Annotated in this window: 20 protein-coding genes; 11 read left to right on the forward strand and 9 right to left on the reverse strand. The window is 62.4% G+C overall.

Annotation, left to right across the window (positions count from 1 at the left end; all coding sequences use genetic code 11):
- Positions 1-91: 91 nt before the first annotated feature.
- Both KBY83_RS10765 and KBY83_RS10770 read right to left on the reverse strand, forming a co-directional pair.
- The gene (locus KBY83_RS10765) at positions 92-2,008 is read right to left on the reverse strand and encodes an APC family permease (RefSeq protein ID WP_255019536.1); all 1,917 of its coding nucleotides are present in this window, start codon (positions 2,006-2,008) and stop codon (positions 92-94) included.
- 11 nt (positions 2,009-2,019) lie between these two features.
- Entirely contained in the window at positions 2,020-3,357 is a 1,338-nt protein-coding gene (locus tag KBY83_RS10770) for a dihydrolipoamide acetyltransferase family protein (protein ID WP_255019537.1), read from the reverse strand.
- 580 nt (positions 3,358-3,937) lie between these two features.
- On the opposite strand from KBY83_RS10770, the gene KBY83_RS10780 reads away from it, so the two are divergent.
- From KBY83_RS10780 to KBY83_RS10790, 3 genes are read left to right on the forward strand one after another with little or no spacing between them, the layout of a single operon-like run.
- Positions 3,938-5,830, forward strand: a complete 1,893-nt coding sequence (locus KBY83_RS10780; RefSeq protein ID WP_255019539.1) for a class I SAM-dependent DNA methyltransferase — start codon at positions 3,938-3,940, stop codon at positions 5,828-5,830.
- Positions 5,820-7,148, forward strand: coding sequence for a restriction endonuclease subunit S (locus tag KBY83_RS10785; protein ID WP_255019540.1), 1,329 nt, complete (start codon positions 5,820-5,822; stop codon positions 7,146-7,148). Before KBY83_RS10780 ends, KBY83_RS10785 begins: the two co-directional genes overlap by 11 nt.
- Positions 7,148-10,312 carry a type I restriction endonuclease subunit R gene (locus KBY83_RS10790; protein ID WP_255019541.1) on the forward strand — a complete coding sequence of 1,055 codons (3,165 nt, stop codon included), beginning with the start codon at positions 7,148-7,150 and terminating at the stop codon, positions 10,310-10,312. The genes KBY83_RS10785 and KBY83_RS10790 overlap by 1 nt, the downstream gene beginning before the upstream one ends.
- Before the next feature lie 7 nt (positions 10,313-10,319).
- Here the strand turns inward: KBY83_RS10790 and KBY83_RS15525 are convergent, their stop codons facing one another.
- The 4 genes from KBY83_RS15525 to lipB form a co-directional block, all read right to left on the reverse strand.
- Complete coding sequence (locus KBY83_RS15525) at positions 10,320-10,520, reverse strand: helix-turn-helix domain-containing protein (protein ID WP_396093876.1); 201 nt, start codon at positions 10,518-10,520, stop codon at positions 10,320-10,322.
- A gap of 32 nt (positions 10,521-10,552) precedes the next feature.
- On the reverse strand, positions 10,553-10,993 hold the full coding sequence (locus KBY83_RS10795) for a YlqD family protein (RefSeq protein ID WP_255019542.1): 441 nt from the start codon (positions 10,991-10,993) through the stop codon (positions 10,553-10,555).
- A gap of 81 nt (positions 10,994-11,074) precedes the next feature.
- Positions 11,075-12,988, reverse strand: coding sequence for an AMP-binding protein (locus KBY83_RS10800; protein WP_255019543.1), 1,914 nt, complete (start codon positions 12,986-12,988; stop codon positions 11,075-11,077).
- A 121-nt stretch (positions 12,989-13,109) separates the two neighbouring features.
- Positions 13,110-13,790 carry a lipoyl(octanoyl) transferase LipB gene (gene lipB, locus KBY83_RS10805; protein ID WP_255019572.1) on the reverse strand — a complete coding sequence of 227 codons (681 nt, stop codon included), beginning with the start codon at positions 13,788-13,790 and terminating at the stop codon, positions 13,110-13,112.
- Positions 13,791-13,844: 54 nt separating this feature from the next.
- On the opposite strand from lipB, the gene hpf reads away from it, so the two are divergent.
- The 5 genes from hpf to KBY83_RS10830 are packed head-to-tail and all read left to right on the forward strand — an operon-like array spanning position 13,845 to position 18,498.
- Positions 13,845-14,435: a ribosome hibernation-promoting factor, HPF/YfiA family gene (hpf, locus tag KBY83_RS10810; RefSeq protein ID WP_255019544.1), complete on the forward strand. Its 591-nt coding sequence runs from the start codon at positions 13,845-13,847 to the stop codon at positions 14,433-14,435.
- On the forward strand, positions 14,432-15,100 hold the full coding sequence (gene deoC / locus KBY83_RS10815; RefSeq protein WP_255019545.1) for a deoxyribose-phosphate aldolase: 669 nt from the start codon (positions 14,432-14,434) through the stop codon (positions 15,098-15,100). The genes hpf and deoC overlap by 4 nt, the downstream gene beginning before the upstream one ends.
- 7 nt (positions 15,101-15,107) lie before the next feature.
- Entirely contained in the window at positions 15,108-15,902 is a 795-nt protein-coding gene (recO, locus tag KBY83_RS10820) for a DNA repair protein RecO (RefSeq protein WP_255019546.1), read from the forward strand.
- A 25-nt stretch (positions 15,903-15,927) separates the two neighbouring features.
- Complete coding sequence (locus tag KBY83_RS10825; protein ID WP_255019547.1) at positions 15,928-17,268, forward strand: MFS transporter; 1,341 nt, start codon at positions 15,928-15,930, stop codon at positions 17,266-17,268.
- A 27-nt stretch (positions 17,269-17,295) separates the two neighbouring features.
- On the forward strand, positions 17,296-18,498 hold the full coding sequence (locus KBY83_RS10830) for a glycosyltransferase family 4 protein (protein WP_254942324.1): 1,203 nt from the start codon (positions 17,296-17,298) through the stop codon (positions 18,496-18,498).
- On the opposite strand, the gene pyrF is transcribed toward KBY83_RS10830, so the two are convergent.
- Positions 18,495-19,220, reverse strand: a complete 726-nt coding sequence (gene pyrF, locus KBY83_RS10835; RefSeq protein ID WP_255019548.1) for an orotidine-5'-phosphate decarboxylase — start codon at positions 19,218-19,220, stop codon at positions 18,495-18,497. The genes KBY83_RS10830 and pyrF overlap by 4 nt on opposite strands.
- A 122-nt stretch (positions 19,221-19,342) precedes the next feature.
- Between pyrF and KBY83_RS10840 the strand changes: the two genes are divergently transcribed.
- Complete coding sequence (locus KBY83_RS10840) at positions 19,343-19,522, forward strand: hypothetical protein (RefSeq protein WP_255019549.1); 180 nt, start codon at positions 19,343-19,345, stop codon at positions 19,520-19,522.
- A 34-nt stretch (positions 19,523-19,556) separates the two neighbouring features.
- Here KBY83_RS10840 and tyrS read toward each other — a convergent pair whose 3' ends face one another.
- Positions 19,557-20,783 (reverse strand): tyrosine--tRNA ligase, encoded by a 1,227-nt coding sequence (tyrS, locus tag KBY83_RS10845; protein ID WP_255019573.1) that lies wholly within the window; start codon positions 20,781-20,783, stop codon positions 19,557-19,559.
- Between the two features lie 151 nt (positions 20,784-20,934).
- Complete coding sequence (locus tag KBY83_RS10850; protein ID WP_106502272.1) at positions 20,935-21,258, reverse strand: DUF1825 family protein; 324 nt, start codon at positions 21,256-21,258, stop codon at positions 20,935-20,937.
- A gap of 142 nt (positions 21,259-21,400) precedes the next feature.
- Here KBY83_RS10850 and KBY83_RS10855 point away from each other — a divergent pair, with 142 nt between their 5' ends.
- Complete coding sequence (locus KBY83_RS10855) at positions 21,401-22,102, forward strand: response regulator transcription factor (protein WP_255019550.1); 702 nt, start codon at positions 21,401-21,403, stop codon at positions 22,100-22,102.
- A gap of 46 nt (positions 22,103-22,148) precedes the next feature.
- Entirely contained in the window at positions 22,149-22,886 is a 738-nt protein-coding gene (locus tag KBY83_RS10860; protein ID WP_255019551.1) for a type II secretion system protein GspK, read from the forward strand.

Here is a 22,886-nt window from a genome sequence, read left to right on the forward strand (position 1 = left end):
GGGCCCTAAAAAATCTAACATTCAATTTCCTGCGCTATCTCCAACGATCAACTAACACCCTGACTATTGCCTAAGCAGTATCCAGTACGAATCAATTTGCCGACAATATTGCATTGCTTGAGCACTTTTGATCTGCTGCGACGATGCCGAAAGGCATTTTTTTATGGTGATCAGAGGCTGGCAAATCTCGTAAATTTCGAGGTACCCGCATATTGATGCCGCGTTGATTGAGAAGTAGCGAATCAAAGCTGTAACGAGGTATCGCCATCGGCATCACAATCGTGTGGGTGACGTCTGGGTGAAGCTGCTCCTCAGACGCCACGAATGCCACAAAAGGATCAACCAGCGAGGAGAAGGGGCTTGCCAAGATATGCAATTGGATTCCGGGCGACTCGCCTACTAGCCGCTGCCAGTCGCGGCGGATCATTGCAGGGTCGTCCTCCTCGGAGCGAACCCACACCCCAATCACCTGATCCGACACCTTGGCGGCGTAGCGCAGGGCGTCAAGTGATGGACGTGACAGTGAAGGAATCCAGACGATGCTGCAGTTGCCCACGGGGTCGCGTCGATCAGGCAAGCGCACTGTGCCCTGTGCCTCGGCTGGCAGGGAAATAGCCGCATAAACCCGGTAATAGCGGCCCCGAATGCGAGCCAGCAGCCACACCAGAAGCGGGATAGCAATCACCACTATCCAGGCCCCCTCGGCAAATTTTCCCACCACGATCACCAGCAGCACCACCAAGGTCGTGAGTGCTCCCAAGGCATTCATCGTCATTCGACCCAGCCAGCCAGCGCCCCGTAGCCGCCACCAGCGCACCACCATGCCCGCCTGGGAAAGGGTGAAGGCCAGGAACACGCCCAAGGCATAGAGGTTCACAGCCACGCTGGTGTCACCCCGGCACACGAGGATGATCAGAGCGGTGGTCACCAGCAACACGGCGATACCGTTCTGAAATACAAGCCTGTCGCCAATCCAGCCCATCTGACGGGGCAGGAAGCGGTCATGGGCCAGCATCGCCGCCAATCGGGGGAACCCCGCAAAGGCGGTGTTGGCCGCCAGGGTAAGGATCAGCAGAGTGGTGATCTGCAATGCCCAGAACATTGGACTGCCGGCGCCAAACACCCTCATGCCGATTTGGGCCAGCACCGTGCGCTCCGGATCAGGAGCCACTCCGTAGAGGAATGCAAGTCCGCTGACGACCAGGAACATGGCGGCCAGCATTACCCCCATTACCAACAAGGTGGCCTGGGCCCGGCGAGCCGCCGGTTCACGAAACACCGAAACTCCATTGGCGATGGCTTCAATTCCAGTCATCGCAGAGCAGCCAGAGCTGAAGGCACGAAGCAGCAAAAACAGTCCTAGGGGCTCCACCGCCCGGATCACCGGTGGCGCATCGGGCGTAAAGCCATGGGCAAACACCAGGTTGTGGAGGCCGAACAGCGCCAGCAGCGCCACCATCACCACAAAGGCGTAGGTGGGAACGGTGAACGCCTGGCCGGCTTCGCGCAGGCCCCGCAGATTGGCCCATCCGACAGCCAGGAGCAGCAGCAGCGCCAAGGGCACCTCGTAGGGGAGCAGGGCTGGCAAAAGCGAGGAGAGGGCTTGAGTACCTGCCATCAGACTCACTGCCGCGGTGAGGGTGTAATCCACCAAAAGAGCTGCTGCCGCCACCAGCGAAGGACCGGTGCCCAGGTTTTCGCGGGCCACCACATAGGAGCCACCTCCCTGGGGATAGGCCTCGATCGTCTGGCGATAGGAGAACACCACAATGGCGATCAAAACAACGATCGCTGCGGTGATCGGCAGCGACAGGCCCAGGGCCTGGCTGCCGGCCAACACCAGAACCCCAAGCGCAGCCTCGGTTGCGTAGGCCACCGAGGAGAGAGCATCTGAGGAAAGAATCGGCAGAGCCTGCACACTGGGCAGACGCTGAGCGGAGGCATCCGCGCGAGGCAGAGGCTTGCCTAACAGCCTGCGGAGCAATGGTTGGGCCACAGGCTGCTTCATCCCGATAAGCTTCAGAACGCCAAGCTTTCTGGGTTGGTCTCGATCAGCTGAGCCAGATCCTTGAGGAAGGCAGCCGCCTGGGCGCCATAAATAGTGCGGTGGTCGCAGGTGAGATTCACCTGCATTTGATTGGCCACCCGAATCGAACCGTCCTTGCCAGCGACCACTGCGGGCCGGGAGGCGGCCACCGCCAGGATGGCGCCGGTGCCTGGGGGCAGGATTGCGTCGAAGCGATCCACACCAAACATGCCCAGGTTGGAGAGGGTGAAGGTGCCAGTGCTGTATTCCTCAGGCTGGAGCTGCTTGCTGCGGGCCCGCGCCACCAGGTCGGCCCAGTTGCGGGCCATGGCATAGATATCGGTCTTATCGGCGTTGGCCAGCACCGGTGTGATCAGGCCGCCGTCTTCCATGGCTACGGCCACGGCCACATTCACTGAGGCGGGAAAAGCCATGGCAGTGCCATCGGCGCTGGTGGCTGCATTTACCTGGGGATGGCGCGCCAGCACCACGCCCACGGCCTTGGCCAGCAGGGCAGTCATCGTGAGGCCCTTGGGCTTCACCTGCTTGTAGAAAGCATCGAGCTTGGTGGTGGTGATTGTGTATCCCACCCGGAAACAGGGCACCGCCAAGCTGGCGAACATGTTGCGGTTGACCGCGTTTTGCAGCGTGTTGAAGTTCACGCTCTCACCGGGCCGGCCGAAGGCATCGCCGGCGGGAGCTGGGGCAGGCGCGGCTGCACCATTGGAAGCGGCAGGTGCGTAGGCGGGGCCTGATCCCTCAGCAACCCGCGGCACCGTGATCGGCTGACCAGTGGCAGCCATCACGTCTTCCGCCTGGATGCGGCCGTGGGGACCGCTGCCGCGCAGGGCACCCAAATCGACACCCAATTGGGAGGCAAGCTTCTTGGCCCGCGGCGAGGCCACCACTCGGCCGCTGGCCGTCGACGCGGGAGCCACCACCGGAGCCGCCACAGCTGTTGCAGGGGCAGGGGCTGTTGCAGGCGCAGGAGGTGGGGTTACGGGTGCGGAGGGTGCAGGTGCAGCAGCTGGGGCAGGGGCGACAGCAGGTGCCGCTGGGGCCTTGGCTGCCACCTCGGCAATCTCAGCCTCGGTTTCGACGATCAGGCCAATTGTTTCGCCCACCGGCGCCGTGCCGCCGGCAGGCATCAACACAGCCGCCAGGTAGCCCTCATTGAAAGACTCCACGTCCATGTCGGCCTTATCCGACTCGACGACCAGCACGGACTCACCACGCTCAACCTTGTCGCCTGGCTGCTTCAGCCACTCCACGATCTTGCCCTCCGTCATGGTGGAGGAGAGGGCCGGCATGAAGATTTCGTGGGTTGCCATAAACCAGTGCCCGTCTGCCTTTTGAGGAGGTGTTCCAACCCCTGTTCCAACTTTTCTCCAACAGCGGAGGAGGAGCAGGGATGGGTGGTGAGGTGACTCTAAGACGCAGGGAAATCCCCGAGAAGGTGGTCAGCACAGGGTCTGCGGTCCTTACCCACCCTCAGGACACCACCCAACCGCCACCTCCTGCCGAGCAACCCACTGAGAGCACCGCTTGGTCAGGTGCTCCCCCTGAGGAATCAGTCCCTGGTGAATCGGACAGGCAAGAAGAGTGACGCAGTGCCTGCCGACCTCGTAGCGGAAGTGCTGGCAGGTGATACAGACGCTTGAGGAGCGGGATGGTTTCAGGACATTCCACTCAAGGAACTCCCACTCTTCAGCGGGGGTGGCAGGCGGAACAGGAACGGCAGCAGGCATCGCACAAGAGCAGATACACCTGTACTACTCACGCTGAGGCGGTGAGGTCAAGGAGTCCATTGAGTCCCTTATCGCAAAGGCAGTCGCCAAGAACCATGCGACCTCTGCATAACGGGCAAAAACCAGTGCTGTAGGCGAAAATGGTCGGAAGTGACAAGACCGAGTGACCGACTCCCTGATCCAGGAACCTGATACAGACGAAGACCAGGAGGTGGATCTGAGTGACCTGCTGTTGGAGGTGCTCCCTGGTGATGGCAGCAACATCGGGAACCAGTCGGCACGAGAGGCACTCAGCAAGGCAGCAGAGCGGGAGATCAGCGAAGAGGACTACGAAGAGATCAAGGAACGCCTGGTTGCTCTGGGTCTGGTTCGCAAGGGCAGAGGGCGTGGTGGTGCGATTGGACTGGCAGAGGGCATCGAGGGTGGGAGTCGCTATGAGGCACCCTCAGCACCAGCAGCAGGCAACGGTCGTGGCAGGGCGAAGAAGGAAGCACCCGCCAAGGATTTCAAGGCAGTGCTCTGGGCAAGTGCCGACAAACTTCGTGCCCAGATGGATGCGGCGGAATACAAACATCTGGTTCTGGGTCTGATCTTCCTCAAATACATCTCAGATACCTTTGCTGCTCAGCAAGGCAAGGTGCTTCAGACGGTTTCCAACCCTGAATCCGACTTCTACCTGGGGGATGACCCTGCCGATCACCAGGCAGCACTGGAAGACCGTGACTACTACACCCAAGAGAACGTGTTCTGGGTGCCTACTGATGCTCGATGGGAATCGCTACGGGCACGGGCAAAGCAACCTGATATTGGTCAACTGATCGACAAGGCACTGGTTGCCATCGAGAACGAGAACCCAACGCTGCGGGGCAAGTTGGATAAGCGGTTTGGTGCTGCCCAACTGGAACCTGGGCGAATGGGTGAACTGGTGGATCTGATCTCCACCATTGGATTTGCCGACGACCAGCGATCAGGTGATGTGCTGGGGGAGGTCTACGAGTATTTCCTGGGTCAGTTCGCCAGCGCAGAAGGCAAGAAAGGAGGTCAGTTTTATACGCCTGCTCACGTCGTCAAAACGCTGGTCGCTGTTCTGGCACCCCACAAGGGGCGGATCTATGACCCCTGCTGTGGTTCAGGTGGAATGTTCGTTCAGAGCGAAAAGTTCATCCAAGCGCACGGTGGCAAGCGGGATGATGCCTCGATTTACGGGCAGGAGAGCAACCCCACCACCTGGCGGTTGGCGGCGATGAACCTGGCGATTCGGGGGTTTGCTGCGGATCTGGGTCAGGAACCTGCCGACACCTTTGCCAGAGATCAGTTCCCTGATCAAAAGTTCGACTACATCCTCGCTAACCCACCGTTCAACATTTCCGACTGGGGCGGTGAGAAATATGAGAGTGATCCACGCTGGGTTTATGGGCGACCACCTGTAGGCAATGCCAACTATGCGTGGTTACAACATATGCTCTGGAAACTACGCCCTGGCGGGGAAGCAGGCGTAGTGCTGGCAAATGGATCAATGAGTTCCAACCAAAGCGGTGAGGGGCAGATTCGTGAAGCGATGGTGCGGGGTGATGTCGTTGAGGTGATGGTGGCACTGCCAGCACAGTTGTTCCTCAACACTCAGATTCCTGTTTGCTTGTGGTTCCTGACCAATGACAAGACCCAGCGTGGTCGTGATCGTCGTGGAGAGACGCTGTTTATTGATGCTCGCCAGATGGGCACGATGAAGACACGGGTTGAGCGGGTGTTGACGGATGAGGATATTGCCAAGATTGGAGATACCGTTCACGCCTGGCGTGGAGATGGAGAGGTGTCTGATGCTTATGAGAATGTCGCTGGATTCTGCTACAACGCCAAGTTAGAAGAGATCGAGAAGAATGGTTTTGTGCTCACGCCTGGTCGTTATGTGGGAGCAGCAGATATTGAAGATGATGGCGAAGGGTTTGAGGAGAAGATGAAGCGCCTCACTGGTTTGCTCAAGCAACAGCAAGAAGAGGGAGCGAAGTTGGATCAGCAGATTGCCGAGAATCTGAGGAGGTTGGGATATGAGTTCTGAGTGGGAGAAAACGACTATTGACTGTGTAACCACTTTGGTGACTAAAGGAACTACCCCCACTTCGATAGGAGGTGGATTTTCTAAGAGTGGAATCCCCTTTGTGAAAGTCGAATCAATATCTGAATCAGGGCGTTTGATCCCTGATAAGTTCGCATTCATCGATTCGAGCACTGACGAACTCCTTGGGAGATCAAGGATTCAGCAGGATGATGTGCTTTTCAGCATCGCAGGAACGATAGGAAGAGTTGCTCTTGTGAGCAGAGAGAACGGGCAAATGAATACAAACCAGGCAGTGGCGCTGGTTCGACCAGATACCTCGCTGATAGAACCCAGATTTCTGTATTACTCCCTTAGGGATACAACACGAATACAGGTTGCCCAATCAAAGGTTGTTCAGTCGGTTCAGGCAAACTTTTCCCTTGGAGAACTGAAGCAACTACAGATTGATCTCCCTCCAAAGGCAGAACAAAAGGCAATCGCTCATATCCTCGGAACCCTTGACGACAAGATCGAACTGAACCGCAAGGCGAACGAAACCTTGGAGGCGATGGCAAAGGCGCTCTTCAAGTCGTGGTTTGTGGATTTCGATCCAGTCAGAGCGAAGGCAGAAGGTCGCTCAACTGGATTACCTGATGAGATCAGCGACCTATTCCCAGATTCATTTGAGGATTCGGAACTGGGTGAGATTCCAAGTGGGTGGAATGTTCAGTCAGCAGGCAAGCAATATGACATTTCGATAGGCAAGACACCCCCAAGAAAGGAATCTCAGTGGTTCTCCACAAGCAAAGTTGATATGCCTTGGTTGTCAATCCGAGACCTGGGTGAAGTAGGAGTATACGCGGATAGAACTTCTGAAAGTCTTACAAGAGAGGCGGTTGAAAAGTTCAACGTAAAAATCGTGCCGCCAGATACTGCTGTCTTGAGTTTCAAACTTACAATAGGAAGAGTCGCAATCACTGGGAGCGAAATGCTTACCAATGAAGCGATTGCTCATTTTTCATCGCTGACAAAGGGCGCAGGGTCTGAATACACATACTGCCTCTTGTCTCAATACGATTACCATTCGCTCGGCAGCACATCGTCTATTGCCACTGCGGTAAACTCGCAAATACTTAGAGATATGCCGCTTGTAGTGCCACCTGAGACCATTGCTCGGGCGTTTTGCGATACTGCTGCGCCAATATTCTCGTCAATAAAGTGTGGTCAACAGGAAACTCATTGCTTATCTGATTTTCGTGATGCCCTCCTTCCCAGACTCATATCAGGTGAAATCCGAATACCTGATGCCGAGAAGATACTTGAGGAGGTTGGTGTCTGATGGCACTCATCACAGAAGACCATCTGGAGCAGCAGTGCCTTGAGTGGTTCCAGGAACTGGGATACGCCTATGCCTTTGCTCCAGATCTCGCACCCGACGGCACCACACCTGAACGCACTGACTTCAGGCAGGTCATCCTCACGGGTCGCCTTCGTTCAGCACTCCAGCGCCTAAACCCAGAAGTTCCAGCGAGCACCATCGAGTCAGCGGTGCTCCAACTGGCGAATCCCAATGTGCCAGGTTTGCTGGCATCCAATCGCAACTTCCATCGTTGGATGACCCAGGGTTTGCCCATCACCTATATGGATGGGAACCAGCAGGTCGGCATCCGTCTCAAGGTCATCGGATTCGATGACCCTGCTTCCAACGACTGGTTGGTCGTGAATCAGTTGGCGATCCAGGGCACCAAGCACAACCGCCGCCCTGATGTGGTGGTCTACGTCAACGGTCTGCCGTTGGCGGTGATCGAACTGAAGAACCCTGCTGATGAGAAGGCAGACATCTGGGCAGGGTTCAACCAACTCCAGACCTACAAGCAAGACATCCCAGACCTGTTCACGCCCAATGTGCTCCTGGTGATCAGCGATGGCATCCAGGCACGGTTGGGTTCATTGAGTGCTGATCGGGAACGGTTCCAGCGATGGAGAACCATCGAAGGGGAGAACCACCTCGATCCGCTGGGCAACCATCGTGACCTGGAGACCCTGGTGCGAGGGATCTTCGATAAGGGGCGACTGCTGGAGTTCGTTCGTCGTTTTTGTCTGTTCGAGGAAGACGGGCAGATCATCAAAAAGATCGCTGCCTACCACCAGTTCCACGCTGTCAGAGCAGCAGTGGAAAGCGTGGTCAAAGCAAGTAGACCTGATGGCGATAAGAAGGGTGGGGTGGTCTGGCACACCCAGGGCGCAGGCAAGAGCATTGAGATGGCGTGTCTGGCGGGCAAGTTGCTCACCGATCCACGCCTTGAGAACCCCACCCTGGTAATGGTCACCGACCGCCAAGACCTCGATGGGCAACTGTTCGGGGTCTTTGCTGGGGCGGGCGATCTGCTGGGTGAATCCCCAAAGCAGGCAGACAGTCGCCAGGAACTCAGGGAACTGCTTGGCAACAGACCCAGCGGCGGCATCATCTTCACCACCATCCAGAAGTTCGCAACTGAAGATGGGGAAGACAAGTTCCCTGCCCTGACCGAACGCCACAACGTCGTGGTGATCTGCGATGAGGCACACCGCACTCAATACGGGTTCAAGGGTCGCTTCGACACCAAGACAGGGGAGATCAAATACGGGTTGGCAAAGGCACTGCGGGATGCCCTGCCTGAAGCAACCTTCCTTGCCTTCACGGGAACGCCCATCTCCCAAGACGACCGTGACACTCAGGCGGTCTTCGGGCACTACGTCTCCGTCTACGACATTCAGCAGGCAGTGGAAGACGGTGCCACGGTGCCGATCTACTACGAATCACGCCTGGCAAAACTTGCGCTGAAGGAACCACTGCTGCCCCAGGTGGATGAGCAGGTGGATGACCTCTTCTCAGATGAAGACGACATTCCTGCTGCTGAACGGGCAAAGAGCAGGTGGGCAGCACTGGAAGCACTGGTGGGCGCTGAACCACGCCTCAAGCAAGTGGCAGCAGATTTGATTGCCCACTTTGAGCAACGCTCACGCACCCAACCAGGCAAGGCGATGGTCGTGGCGATGAGTAGGGATATCTGTGCTCGCCTCTATGCCGCCATCATTGCTCTGCGCCCTGACTGGCACGACGACGACCCCAAAAAAGGTGCCATCAAGGTGGTGATGACGGCATCGGCATCGGATGAGCAATACCTCCAACCGCACCACACCACCAAGCAACAGAAGAAGGATCTGGAGAAGCGGTTCAAAGATCCTGCTGACCCGTTGAAGGTCGTGCTGGTGCGGGATATGTGGTTGACGGGGTTTGATGCGCCCTGTCTGGCGACGATGTATGTGGATAAACCGATGAAGGGGGCAAACCTGGCGCAGGCGATTGCCCGAGTGAACAGGGTCTTCAAAGACAAACCTGGCGGTCTGGTGGTCGATTACATCGGCATCGCCCCCCAACTCAAAGAAGCACTATCGACCTACACGGCATCGAAAGGAAAGGGCGCTCCAACGATTGACACCAGTGAGGCGCTGCGGATTCTCAAGGAGAAACTCCAAGTTGCCCGTGACCTGCTCCATCCCATTGACTGGAGTGGGTTCAAGGATCCCAAGACAGCAATGGCACTGCTGCCTAACTGCCTGGATCACATCCTTGAACTACCAGAAGGAAAGAAGCGGTATTGCGACACCGTGCTGGCGATGACCAAAGCATTTGCTCTGTGCGGAACGCTTGATCAAGCGATGGCACTCAATGATGAGGTGACTTTCCTTCAGGCAATCCGAGCACCACTGATCAAAGGTGATGGCGACGAAGGAGATGGTCGTGCCCCTAAAAATGTTGATTTTGAGTTGCGTCAACTTATGTCTGACGCCCTGGTCGCAGATGGAATCACTGATGTCTTCAAGGTCGCAGGTCTACAAAAACCTGATCTGAGCATCCTGTCGGATCAGTTCCTGGCAGAGGTCAGCAAGATCCCCCAGAAGAACCTGGCGGTTGAACTGCTCCAGCGGTTGCTGAGAGAGGAGGTTCAGACCCGCTTCAAGACCAACGTGGTCAAACAGAAGCGATTCAGTGAACTGCTCCAGGCATCGCTGAACAAATACGCCAACCGCTCCATCGAGGCGGCACAGGTGATTGAGGAACTGATTGCGATGGCAAAGCAGTTCCGTGATGAAGCAGAGAAAGTGGCGGCGATGGGGTTGTCGGTTGCCGAGGTTGCCTTCTATGACGCCCTGTCGAACAACCAGTCAGCACACGATCTGATGGGGGATGAGGTGCTGATGAAGATGGCACGGGAACTGGCAGAAAAACTCAGGGGCAACCTCAGCATCGATTGGCAATACAAAGAAAATGTTCGGGCACGACTGCGAACGATGATCAAGGCGCTGCTGAAACGCTACAAGTATCCGCCCGATCAAGAGGCAGCAGCGATTGACCTGGTGCTCCAGCAGACCGAGATGATTTCTGAGGAATGGTCGAGAGAGGATTTGGGGAACAAGATTCAGGCGGTTGTTGCCGATGCTTTGGAAAAGCAGTTCTGATTGAGAACTACTCCTTAACAACCTCCAATAAATCCTCAATCCCACAATCCAGCACAGTCACAATCTTCCCCGCCAAATCCAAGGAAAGTGCTGATGCTGCTTTCTGATCGTTCCGTGCCAGTCGGGTAATGGCGGTTGCAGCCACTCCTGCCGCAACCGTAAGCGAGTTGATTGTGATTGCCTTATTGCCTGACTCGAAAGGTGTAATGAGCTGATTTTACGCGGCTCCCGCCAGGGGGATCAGCCGGCCTCGATGGCCTCGATCACGCCATCGCGCACCAGCACAGCCGCCTGCAACTTCTCAACCAGGTTGTCGCCCACCTGCACATCGCAGACGCTCTCGATCTGGCCTTGCTCCACGATCTGCTCCATTTCCAGGTCGCGCACCTGGCGCTGCTGCTCCAGCATCTGGCGCTTCTGCTCCTCCAGCTCGGCGCGCTTTGCCGCCACCTGCTGCTGCACTGAAGCCACCTGCTCCTGCACCCGGGGGTCGAGGGGGTTGGCGCTCTGGCGGCGGATCTCGTCTACCAGTTGCTGACCCTCCTGCTCTAGCTGGGACAACTGGGCGTCGACATTGGCGATGGCATTGCTTAGCTCTCGCTCGGCGTCCTCCTTCCAACGGGGGGTAACCACGGCACGCACGGTGATGGTGCGTTTGATCGTGAGGGAGCCGTCAGCCATGGGGGAAGTAAATCAGCGCTCAGGCTGTCAGCAAGGCGCACCAGGGTCAACCGCCGGTTCGCCGCACCGCACCCACAAGCCTCAGCGGGGTGCGTAGATCGACTCAATCGCCGCAGCGTCGCGGGCCGTAATCCGGTCGCGGCGCTGCTTGAGGGTCTGGGTGAGCAGACCGTTATCGAGCGTGAATGGCTCCACCAAGGCCACACCGCTAAGGCGTTCGTCGGGGCGGGAGCCGGGGCGGGCGGCCAGCAGCCGGTTGCACTCCCGCGTCAGAGCCCGCAACAGGGCCAGATCGCTTGACTCCGCCGCCTCCTTGGGCACCACCAGGGCGCCGAGCTGCTTGCGGTCCTGGCCCACCACCAGCACCTGCTCGATCAAGGGGCTGGCCACCAGGGCCTCCTCGAGGGGTCCGGGCTCGATGTTTTCGCCGCTGCTGAGCACGATCGTGTCCTTAGCCCGGCCGGTGAGCACCAGGGAGCCGTCGGGCAGCAAATGGCCCAGATCGCCGGTGTCAAACCAGCCTTCGCTATCAAGCACAGCCGCGCTGGCCTCCGGCTTGCCCCAGTAGCCCGCCATCACCTGAGGGCCCCGGGCCAGGACCCGGCCCCGCTGCCCCAGGGCCAGCAGCTCGCCGGATTCGGGATCAACGATCCGCAGGCTGGTGCCCGCCAGGGGCTGGCCGGCGCTGCCGCGGCGGTTGGCCCAACGGCGCCGGCAGGTGAGCACGGGACTGGTTTCGGTGAGGCCGTAGCCCACCAGCAGCTCGATGCCGATGGCCTCGAAGAAGCCATCCACGTGCATGGCCAGAGCACCGCCACCACTGATCGCCGTGCGCAGCCGGCCGCCCACCAGCTGCTGGCGCAGCTTCGGCCAGAGCAACGACGCCGCCAGCCGGTGCAGGGGCCAGCGCAGCAAGGCCAGCCCCGCGGCGCCGAGCCGAGCCGGCCAGGCCTCCGGCGCAAGGGTGAGGTCGAGGGCCTGGCGGCGGCAGCGGCCAAAAGCGCGGCTGTTGGCGAGGGCCACGCCTAGTAGCCGCTGGCGCGAGGCCGGCACGGCCGCCAGGGCATCGTCAAAGCCAGAGAGCAGTGCCTCCCACAGCCTCGGCACACTTATTAAGTAGTGGGGTTTTACCCGCTGCAGGTCGGCGCGCAGCTGCTTGAGGGTTGTATAGGTCTGGCGGCAGCCGCAGGCGAGCAGGAAATATTCGGCACTGCGCTCGTAGGAGTGCCAGATCGGCAGCACGCTCACCACCCGGTCGCCGGGCTTGGGTGCCACGGCCACCCCCAGGTGGCGCAGCTGGTGCAGCAAGTTTGAGTGGCTCAGGGGCACACCCTTGGGCTGCCCCGTGGTGCCAGAGGTGTACAAAATCGTGGCGAGGCGGGCCCCATCAGCCGGTGGTGGCGGGGCCGGCGTGCCGCAGGCCAACGCCGCCGCCCCGCGCTCGAGCAGTTCGCCCCAACTGAAACAGGATCCTGGCGCCGCCCCCGCATCCCGTTCCCCCTCCAACAGCACCACAAAGCGCAAGCGCGCCCTTGTCTCAGTGGAGAGTTTCAGCTTTGCAAGCAGGGCGGCCGATTCCACCACCAGGCCGCAAGCGCCGGAATCTTCAAGGATGTACGCCAGCTCCTCCACAGGAGCGGCGCTGCCTCTCACCGCATTTGCAGCTCCGGCCCGCATCAGTCCCTGGTCGGCCTGCAGCCAGCGGGGACCGTTTTCAGCAAACAGGGCCACCACCTCGCCAGCGCCCACACCCAGGCCGGCAAAGGCCGCCGCGGCCTGCTCGATGCGCTGCTGCAGCTCGCGGTAGCTGAGCTGCTCGGGCATGGCCGCATGGGGAGCCTCCAGGGCCAGGGCCTCGCCGTGGCGCGCCGCAAGCACTGGCCAGAGCTGCTCCAGGCCGGTGAGGCCGCTCCAGTCGGCTCGCTGGGCCAGGGCCTGGCGATCGCGGCGACTGCCGCTCCAATGGATTTCAGCGGGGGAGGCGGCGCGGGCCACGGCGGTGGAAGCGGTAGTGCTTGCCAGCAGTGTTAACACCCTTTGGACCGGCGTCCGCGACCTAACGGCGCCAGGAAGGGTCCTGTTTATTACTCCTGCCGCCAGCGGCGCGGCTCAGCAGTCACAGCTTGAACACCCCATCCTGGGGATTGGATGGCCGCAGCACCAGGCCGAAACGGCTGGCAAAAGCATCCAACAGGGGCTGGCGCAGCTGCTGGGCGTTGAGCTGCGGCCGCCAATCCACCAGACGCCCCACGGGCCGATCACGGAGTCCACAGGGCACCACTGCCGCAAAGCCAGCCAGGTCGCAATCCACATTCAGGGCCAGGCCGTGCTGGCTGATCCAGCGCCTGGCCCCCACACCGATCGCCGCCAGCTTGCGGCCCTCCAGCCACACCCCGGTGAGCCCATCGATCCGCTCGCCCCGCAAATCCAGACCCGCCATCACATCGATCACAACCTGCTCGAGTTGGCGCAGATACAGGTGCAGGTCAGCGCCGTGGCGCTGCAAATTCAGCACTGGGTAGAGCACCAGCTGGCCCGGGGCGTGGTGGGTCACCTCGCCGCCACGGTCAATGCGGTGCAGGGGCAGGGGCGGTGCGGCGGGATCGAAGCGCAGAAAGGCCTCCGATGCGCCGCGGCCCAGGGTGTAGCAGGGCTCATGCTCAAGCAGGACCACGGTGTCAGGGCCCTCGGGATAGTCCAGCAGCCGCTGCTGCAGCTGGCGCTGGACCGCCCAGGCCCGTTCAAACGGCACCGGACCCGTCGCTTCAAAAAGGATTGCATCGAGGTTGGGTGATATCACAAGCCGTTCTTAGCGTTGGTGCACCAGAAGACCGGAGGCGGTTGCCATCTGATGAAACTGCTGATCCATGGCCGCAATCTTGACGTCACTCCCGCCATTAGGGAGTACACCGAAACCAAGCTGACCCGCGCCATTCAACACTTTGAGGGCCTCGTCAAAGAGGCCGATGTGCACCTGTCGGTGGCCCGCAATCCCCGGGTGCCGCAGCAAACGGTTGAAGTCACGATGTTTGCCAATGGCACCGTGATCCGCGCCCAGGAGCGCAGCGACAACCTCTACGCCAGCATCGACCTGGTGGCCAGCAAGCTCAGCCGCCAGCTGCTCCGCTACAAGGACCGCATCCAGGAGCAGGCCCAGGGGCCGGTGCATCGCTCCGCCCGCGATGAGGAGGCCGGCGCCGCCGCCAATCTGCCGGCACCTGGTAGCAGCTTGGTGGACGGCAAGGAGCCCGAACTGCCCAGCCCGGGCGTACGGCGCAAGTACTACGACATGCCCTCGATGAGCATCGACGATGCCCTGCACCAGCTGGAGCTGATCGACCACGACTTCTACGTCTTCCGCGACGCCGAAAGTGGCCAGATCCAAGTGGTGTATCACCGCAACCATGGCGGCTTCGGGGTAATCCAGGCCAAAGACGCATGAGCGCCGACCGGCCAGACCTAGCCCCCCTGATCGACCACGCCCTGCTGGATCCCCACCACGGCAGCAGCGCCGTGCGCCAGTGCTGCGAGGAAGCCCGCCATTTCGGCTTTGCCGGGGTGTGCGTGGCCTCCCGCTGGGTGGCCAGCGCCAGGGAGCAGCTGCCCCTTGAGGGCAAGGGCGCCAGCCCCCAATTGATCGCCGTGGTGGGCTTCCCCTTCGGCGCCGTGCCGGCGGCGGTGAAGCTGGCCGAAGCGGTGGCAGCGGCTGAGGCCGGCGCCGACGAACTGGATGTGGTGCCCGATTTCGGCGCCCTGGCGGACCGGCAGAGCACGCCGATTCACGACGAACTCGCCGCCATCTGCGAGTTGGGCCTGCCGGTGAAGGTGATCCTGGAGGTGGGCAGGCTCGATCCCGACTCCCTGGCCCTGCTGGTGGAGATCAGCATCGATGCCGGCGCCCGCTTCCTTAAAAGCGGCAGCGGCTTCGGACCAGCGGTAACGGTGGACCACATCGAACAGCTGCGCCAGCTGGCCCGCGGTCGGGCAGCAATCAAGGCCTCCGGTGGCATCGCCAACCTGGAGCAGGCCCTCGCCCTGGTGGAGGCTGGCGCCACCCGGCTCGGCACCAGCCGCGGCGTGGCCCTGGCCCAGGCGATGCGGGGCTGAAGCAAAAGTGCCGGAGCAAAGCCTCGAAGGGTTGGCGCTGAGCTGCCGGCCCCTGGGCGAAAACGACAGGCTGCTCACCCTGCTCAGCGACGAGGAGGGGGTGGTGCGGCTGGCCGTACCGGGGGCGCGCAGACCCCGCAGCAGCCTGGCCGCCGCCGTGCCCCTGAGCCATCTACGCCTGCAGGTGGGCGGTCGCAGCGGCCTGAGACGGGTGCGGCAACTGAAGGTGCTGCGCAGCTACAGCGGCCTGGCCCAGCAGCTTGAGGCCCTCGCCGCCGCCCAGGCCCTGATGGAGCTCTGTTTGGCCCTGGTGCCAAGCGACGCACCCTCAGCCGGCATCTTGGGAGACCTACTGATGCAGCTGGGCCGCCTCGACGCCCTGGTGCGGGAGCGGGGCTGCGACCTAGAAGCCTTGGCAATCGCGGTGCAGGGCAGCGTCCACCTGCTGGCCCTCGGCGGCTACGCCTTACCACTGGGCTGCTGCAGCCGCAGTGGCGAGCCCCTGGATCCACCCGTGGGCGATTGGGATTGGCGCTGCAGCCTGGTGCCGAGCGAAGGGTTGGTGATCGGTGGCGTGCCGGGGGCACGGGTGGTGCTCAATGCATCCGAACTGGCCCTGCTGCAACGGCTGCTGCGGCCCAGCCTGCCCCGCCGGCGCGATGGCGAACTAATGGGCCCCCTGCCGGTGTGGCTGCACCTGCTGGAGCTGGTGGAGCACTGGTGCCAGGAGCATCTCAGCCGCAAACCCCGGGCCTTTCGGCTGCTGCGCACCGGCCTTGCAGCCGGGACTGCGCCATCATGACGAGTCAGCAGCAATACGAGCCAGTTTGAGCGGCAGTTCCAACGCCACCGGATTGCAGGGCGTTCTGGCGCTGCCCGATTTCCGCTGGCTCTGGCTTGGCCAGATCTTTTCCCAGCTGGCAGACAAGTTTTACATCGTGCTGATGGTGTTCCTGATCGCCCAGACCTGGGTGAAGGGAACGCCTGAGGCCAACCCAGCCCTGGCGGAAGCCGCCTCGGCAATCCGGCTGGACCTGCCCGAGACCCGGGCCCAGATGATCACCCTGCTGGCCACGGGGATCTACGTGGCCAACACGATTCCAGCCATGCTGCTGGGCACTGTCGCCGGGGTCTGGGCCGACCGCTGGCCCAAGCGGGGCGTGATGGTGGCCTCCAACGGCCTGCGGGCGTTGCTGGTCTTGCTAGCTCCCCTATGCCTGGTGGAGGGCCCCGAGTGGCTGGGGCTGAGCTGGGGTTACTGGGGTCTGGTGGTGATGACCTTTTTCGAGTCGGTGCTCACCCAGTTTTTTGCGCCGGCCGAACAAGCAGCCCTACCCCAGCTGGTGCCAAGCGACCAGTTGCTGGCAGCAAACTCGCTTTATCAGGCCACCAGCATGGCCGCCACGATCGTCGGCTTTGCCCTGGGTGATCCGATCCTGCGGCTCCTAAACCTGGGCCTGCAACGAATCGGCATCAGCGGCGGTGAATTTTTGCTGCTGCCGCTTTGCTATGGCCTGGCGGCCGTAGCCATCAGCCGAATCCGCTGGCAGGAGCCGCCTCGGGCACCGAGCCGCACAACCGTTTGGCAAGAGATCGGCGAGGGGCTTCAGGTGCTGCGGGAGCGGCCGCGGGTGTTCAGCGCCATGGTGCAGCTGGTGTTGCTCTACAGCCTGCTTGCCGCCCTTTACGTGCTGGCGATCAGCCTGGCGGCAGCTATCCCCGGGCTTGGCCCCACCCAGTTTGGAACCCTGCTGGCGATGAGCGGCCTGGGCCTGGCCATTGGGGCCCTGGCCGTGGCCCAGCTGGGCCAGGGGCTCAACCGCCGCCACCTGGCTGCCACGGGCCTGGGCACGATCGGCTGGAGCCTGGTGCTGCTGGGTCAGTTGCGCGGCAATTTGGTGTTCACCTTGCTGCTCTGCGGCGTGCTGGGGGTGGGCTCAGCCCTGCTGGCGATTCCCGCCCAAACCACAATCCAGGAAGAAACACCCGAAGAGTTGCGCGGCAAGGTGTTTGGCCTGCAAAACAACCTGATCAACGTGGCCCTGAGCCTGCCTTTGGTGCTGGCCGGGGCGGTGGTGAGCAGATACGGGCTGCTGCCCGTGCTCTGGGGCCTGGCAGCCATTGCCTTGCTGGCGGCCTTATTGGAGCGTCCCTGGAAGCGCTGGTAGCGTGGGTCTCCGGACGCGCGAGCCCTGGTGGCCCACATTGCCTGGCTGGGCAAGAAAACACCGTTCTGCGGCAACGTCACCTACGGACTGAGCACGACCCACGCGCTGCGCAGCCGCGGCCATGGCATCAGCTTTATCCACTTCGACACACCCCCCGGCAGCCTGGCTCGCTCCAGCGATGCCCTGCCGGACGCTGATAACCAAGGCGACAGCAATGGCGGCGGCCCGGAAGTGGCCCTGCCCTACCTGGTGAAGTCTCAGGTGTACACGATTCCATCGCTGGGGGCCCAGCGGGAATTGCGCGAATCCCTGGAGCGACTCAAGCCCGACCTGGTACACGCCAGCCTCACCCTGTCCCCCCTCGATTTCCGCCTACCCGATCTCTGCCAGCAGCTGGGGCTGCCGGTGGTGGCCACCTTTCATCCGGCCTTCGATGCCAGCTTGCGCAACCTCACCGCCGGCACCCAGCAGCTCACTTACCAGCTCTATGGGCCCACCCTGGCCAAATTTGATCGGGTGATCGTGTTTTCGGAGCTGCAGGCGGAGATGCTGCTGCGCCTGGGGGTGCGGGCCGAGCGGCTGGCCGTGATCCCCAACGGCGTCGACACCACCATGTGGCAGCCGGCATCGCTGGCCGCCGCTGCCAGCCCAGACCTGCAGGAGCTGCGCCAGCGCTTTGCGGGCCGGCGCGTCTTCCTGTACATGGGCCGGGTGGCCACTGAGAAAAACGTCGAGGCCCTGATCAAGGCTTGGCGGCTAGTGCGACCCGCCGGCTGCGTGCTGGTGATCGTGGGCGATGGCCCCCTGCGCAGTGCGCTGCAGGCCCCTGGAGATGAACCAGATCTGGTGTGGTGGGGCTATGAGCCCAGCCTGGAGCGACGCGTGGCCTTCCAGCAGTTAGCCGAGGTTTTCCTGCTTCCCTCCCTGGTGGAGGGCCTGAGCCTGGCCCTGCTGGAGGCCATGGCCAGCGGCACCGCCTGCATCGCCACCGACGCCGGCGCCGACGGCGAGGTACTGGAGGGGGGCGCCGGCATCGTGATCAGTACCCAGGGCGTCACCACCCAGCTGCGCACCTTGATCCCGGTGCTGCGCGATCAGCCGGTGCTTACCGCCGAGCTGGGCCGCCGGGCCCGGGAGCGGGCCCTGGAGCGCTACACCCTTGAGGGCAACATCGACGCCCTCGAGAAGCTCTACGCCCAGCTCATACCCCAGCGCTCACTGGTTGCCTAAGCGTGGTGGCCTAAGAGCTCTCTACAGCAGGCAGCAAACTCCGCACCTGGATCTGGCGCCGCCGTGATCGGCCGGCCGATCACCAGCTGGCTGGCACCGGCGGCGACGGCCTGGGCGGGCGTCAGCACCCGCTGCTGATCCCCCAGGGCCGCTCCAGCCGGGCGGATGCCGGGGGTTACCAGGGCAAAGGGCTCCGGGTGGGCAGCCCGCAGGGCGGCCACCTCCAGCGGGGAGCAGACGCAGCCGGCGATGCCAGCCGCCGCCGCCAGCTGGGCCAGCCGTGGCACGTAAGCGGACAACGGTTCCTCAATGGCCAGCTCGGATGCAAAACGGGCCTGCTCCCAGCTGGTAAGCACCGTCACAGCCAGCAGGGTGGGGGCAGGCAGGCCTACCGCCGCAGCCGACTCCAGCGCCGCCGCCTGGGCCGCGCCCAGGGCCACACTGCCAGCGCTGGCATGCACCGTGATCAGCTCGGCACCGAGGCGGGCGGCGCTGCGGCAGGCGCCGGCCATGGTGGCCGGGATGTCGTGGAACTTGAGATCGAGGAACACCCGCTTGCCCTGGTCGCGCAGCTGCTGGACCACATCCGGCCCGCCAGCCACGAACAGCTCCAGGCCCACCTTCACCCAGCGCAGCTCAGGCACGGCAGACGCAAAGGCCATGGCCTGCTCTGGCGCCATGCCATCGAGGGCCACGATGATTTGATCACTGGGCTCAAGCAAGGGCCGCTGGCAGCTTGCTTGCAGGTTAGGGAGGGCGTCTTCCAGACGACATGGCGATGGCATCAGCGCTGCATTGAGGGCCCTATGCCAGCGCCCAGGCTTAGGCAGTGCGAGCCGTGGCCATGGCCTTCTCCGATTCCACTCCCATGCCGGTGACCCTCAGCCTTGAGCCGGGCGCCTGCTGCCCCCTACCTGCCTGGCACCTCTGGGGCGATGCGGGCATCACCATTCCCTGCGTCAGCTCCGGTGATGCAGCTGCAGCCCAGGGCCCGAGCTGGGACGATCTACTGGGCACCAGGTAGGAGGGCAGCAGGTAGGCGCTGCCGGTGGTAGCGCTCAGCCCGCCACCAGCCTCCTAAAGGTCTTCTTGCCCAGCTGCAGCACCTTGCCGGCGAGGACCTCCGGGCCGGCAAACTCCTGGTTTGGATCGGCGAGCTTTTCGCCATCGAGCTTGACGCCGCCGCCCTGGATCTGGCGGCGGGCTTCGCTGCTGCTAGCGCAGAGGCCCACAGCACTGAGTAGGTAGAAGGCCTTGGCGGGGAAATTCACCGCCGCCAGCGAGGCCTCCGGCACCTCGGCGGCGGCGGCACCGCTACCCGCGGCACCGGCTACAAGCTTGGCTGCATCCACCTGGGCCGCCGCCGCCGCCGGCCCGCCATGGCGCGCCTGGGTGATCTCCAGAGCCATCAGTTTCTGACGCTCCCTAGGGTTCTGCGGCAGACCCGCCAAATCCAGATCAGTCAGCAGGGTTAGGTAGTCGTCGACCACCGCATCTGGAACCTTTTCAAGCTTCGAGTACATCGAAAGTGGGTCTTCGGCGAGGCCCACGGTGTTGCCCAGGCTTTTGCTCATCTTCTGCACGCCATCGAGGCCCGGCAGGATTGGCAGCAGCATGCCGAATTGGGGGCGCTGACCGAAGTGACGCTGCAGGTCGCGGCCCATGGCCACGTTGAACTTTTGATCAGTGCCGCCCAGCTCCAGATCCGCCTGCACCTGCACCGAGTCGTAGCCCTGCAGCAGCGGATAAAGAAACTCGTGCAGGGAGATGGGGGCGCCCGAGCCGTAGCGATTGGAAAAGTCCTCCTTGGCCAGCATCTGGCCCACGGTGCTGATGCCCAGCAGCTCAATCACCTGGGGCAGGTCAAGCCCGGTGAGCCACTCGCTGTTGCGGCGCACCTCCAGCCGGCCAGGAGTCTCGAAATCAAGCAGGGCGCGCTCGGGGTCCTGGCCCTGACCGAGCTGCTGCAGATAGGTGGCGGCATTGGCCTCCACCGCAGCAGCGCTGAGTTGCACCCGGGTGGCGCTCTTACCGGTGGGATCGCCGATGCGGGCGGTGAAGTCGCCGATGATCAGCACGGCGATGTGGCCGGCATCCTGGAAGGCCCGCAACTTGCGGAATAGCAGCGAGTGCCCCAGGTGGATATCGGAGCCGGTGGGGTCGATGCCGAGCTTGATGCGCAAGGGCCGCCCGGCCCGCTCGGCCTCTTCCAGGCGAGCGGCTAGCTGCTGGTCTGGGTCGCTGCAGGCACCGGCACCGCTGCCGGCGGGGAACAGATCCGCCATTCCCCGCTCAAGCCAGGCCGGCAGAGGAGGCAGCCCGGTAGGTGGCTGGTCTGCTGGCGGCTGATCTTCTGGAGGCTGCTCTTCTGGAGGCTGCGCTGTTGTCATTCGAACTGCGACCCGCCTTGCTCTGTGGCGAGATCGTAGGCAGCCGCTATGCCGTGGCCTCCAGCTCAGACTTCATGCGCTCCAGGGTCTGGTGCATCTGCTGGAACATCGTTTCGGGTGTCATGCCGAACTGGCCCAGCTGGGTGCGTAGCTGCTCCACGGTGAGCTTTGCCTGGAAGTCTTCGGAGAGCTCGAAGCGCTTCATGAACACCCGGTAGCGCTCCATCATGTCCTCCATCTTTTCGATGTAGAGCTTCTTGCCCTCACGATCAAACTTGCCGTACTCACTACCCAGCTGCATTAGCTGCTGGTAATCGCCAAACAGCCGCTTGGCTTCGTCCTGAACGATTTCGGATTCAAAAAACGCCATAACCCTGGCAGCGCAGCGTTTGCAGATTCTGGTGATGCCTGGCACCCCTGGGGAGTGCGGATAGGCGTATTGCCCCTGGCGGATCGAGCGGAGCTGGCCAGGATGGCGCCAATGCAGGCCCCCAGCCCAGCCTTCAGCGCCGATGGACTTCACGCCCAAGCTTGAGCAGATCCGCCGCAACACCAGCCAGATCAACAACCTGCTGCGGGATGCCCGCCTGGTGGCCTGCCTCGGCAACCGGGCCCTGCTCAGCTGCTTTGTGGGCGGCCTGATCGGCCAGGAGCACCTGGTGGGTGCCGCCACCTGTGAGGCCGCCGGCCTGGAACTGGTGGAGCGGCACCGGCCCTCGATGGTGTTTCTCAGCGACACCCTGGAGCAGGGGTCGGGAATCTCCTTACTGCTGGAAATCAAGCAACGCTGGCCCGGCCTGCACACCTTGTTGCTGATCACCCAGGAGCACCGCCAGAGCGAGATCCAAGCAGCGATCGAGGCCGGCTGCGACGGCTTGCTGGTGGAGTCCCGCATTGGGCTGGGCAGTGCCATGGCCGCCCTGCATGCGATCAGCGGCGGCGGGGTCTACGTAGACCGCAGTCTGACGGAGCTGTTTCGCCGCGGACCAGGCGAGGGGGGCCCCCTAGAACCGCTGACTGGGCGCGAACTCCAGGTGCTCAGCCTGGTGGCCGAAGGCGACACCAACATCGAGATCGGCGAGCGGCTGTTTATCAGCGCCGACACGGCCAAAACTCACCTGCGATCCCTCTGCCGCAAACTCCAGGCCCGCGACCGCACCCACGCGGCCGTGCTCGGCCTGCGCTGGGGCTTAATCGATTGGCCTCAAGAGTGAGGCCCCCGCTAGGTTTGAGGCGTTTTTGATTCGGTGGCATTCCGCCATGGCCAAGCGGCACTGGTTGGATCCCCTGGCGCGTCAGCTGCTGAGGGCCACTGGCCAGATCCCACCAGCACAGATCCCTGCTGTACCTGCCGATGCAGCGGCGGAGCGGCAACGGGAGCGGGTCCAGAGGGAGCTGGTTGAGCAAGAGCTGGTGGAGCAGGAGCTGCTGGCCCTGAAGCTGCAACACAACCCTTCCCTCAGGCTTGAAGATGCTGAGGCCGTAGGCCGGGCCGCTGCCCTGGGCTGGCGGCTTGATGTGAATCGCGCCACCGCGGCCGACTGGCTGCGGCTGCCGGGCATCGCTGCCGATCAGGTGGACCTGCTGCTGCGGCTGCAGGCGGGCGGCATCCAGCTCAGCGGCGCCGACGACCTGCAACGGGTGCTGGATCTCTCCGATGCGCTGGTGCGCCGCTGGCTGCCTTTGCTGGAATTTCGCTGGTACGGCGAGCCAGCAGCGCCTTTGCAACCGGCCACCCGGGTGGATCTCAACCAGGCTTCCAGCCAGGTGATAGCAGGGCTGGGGCTCGATCCGCCCAGGCTCAGCCGACTGCTGCGGGAACGAAGTCGCAGCCCCTTTCGCGATCTGGCAGATCTGCAACAGCGGCTGCAATTTCCCGCCGACCTGGTGGAAAGCTGGATTGGCAAGGTGAGCTTCAAGCAAGGCCCTGCCGGGCCAGCACTGCCCCCAGGCGGCAAGGGCAATACCCGCCTAGGCCAAACCAGCAACGGGGCCTGA

The organism is Cyanobium sp. WKJ7-Wakatipu (assembly GCF_024345355.1).
GTDB lineage: Bacteria > Cyanobacteriota > Cyanobacteriia > PCC-6307 > Cyanobiaceae > Cyanobium_A > Cyanobium_A usitatum.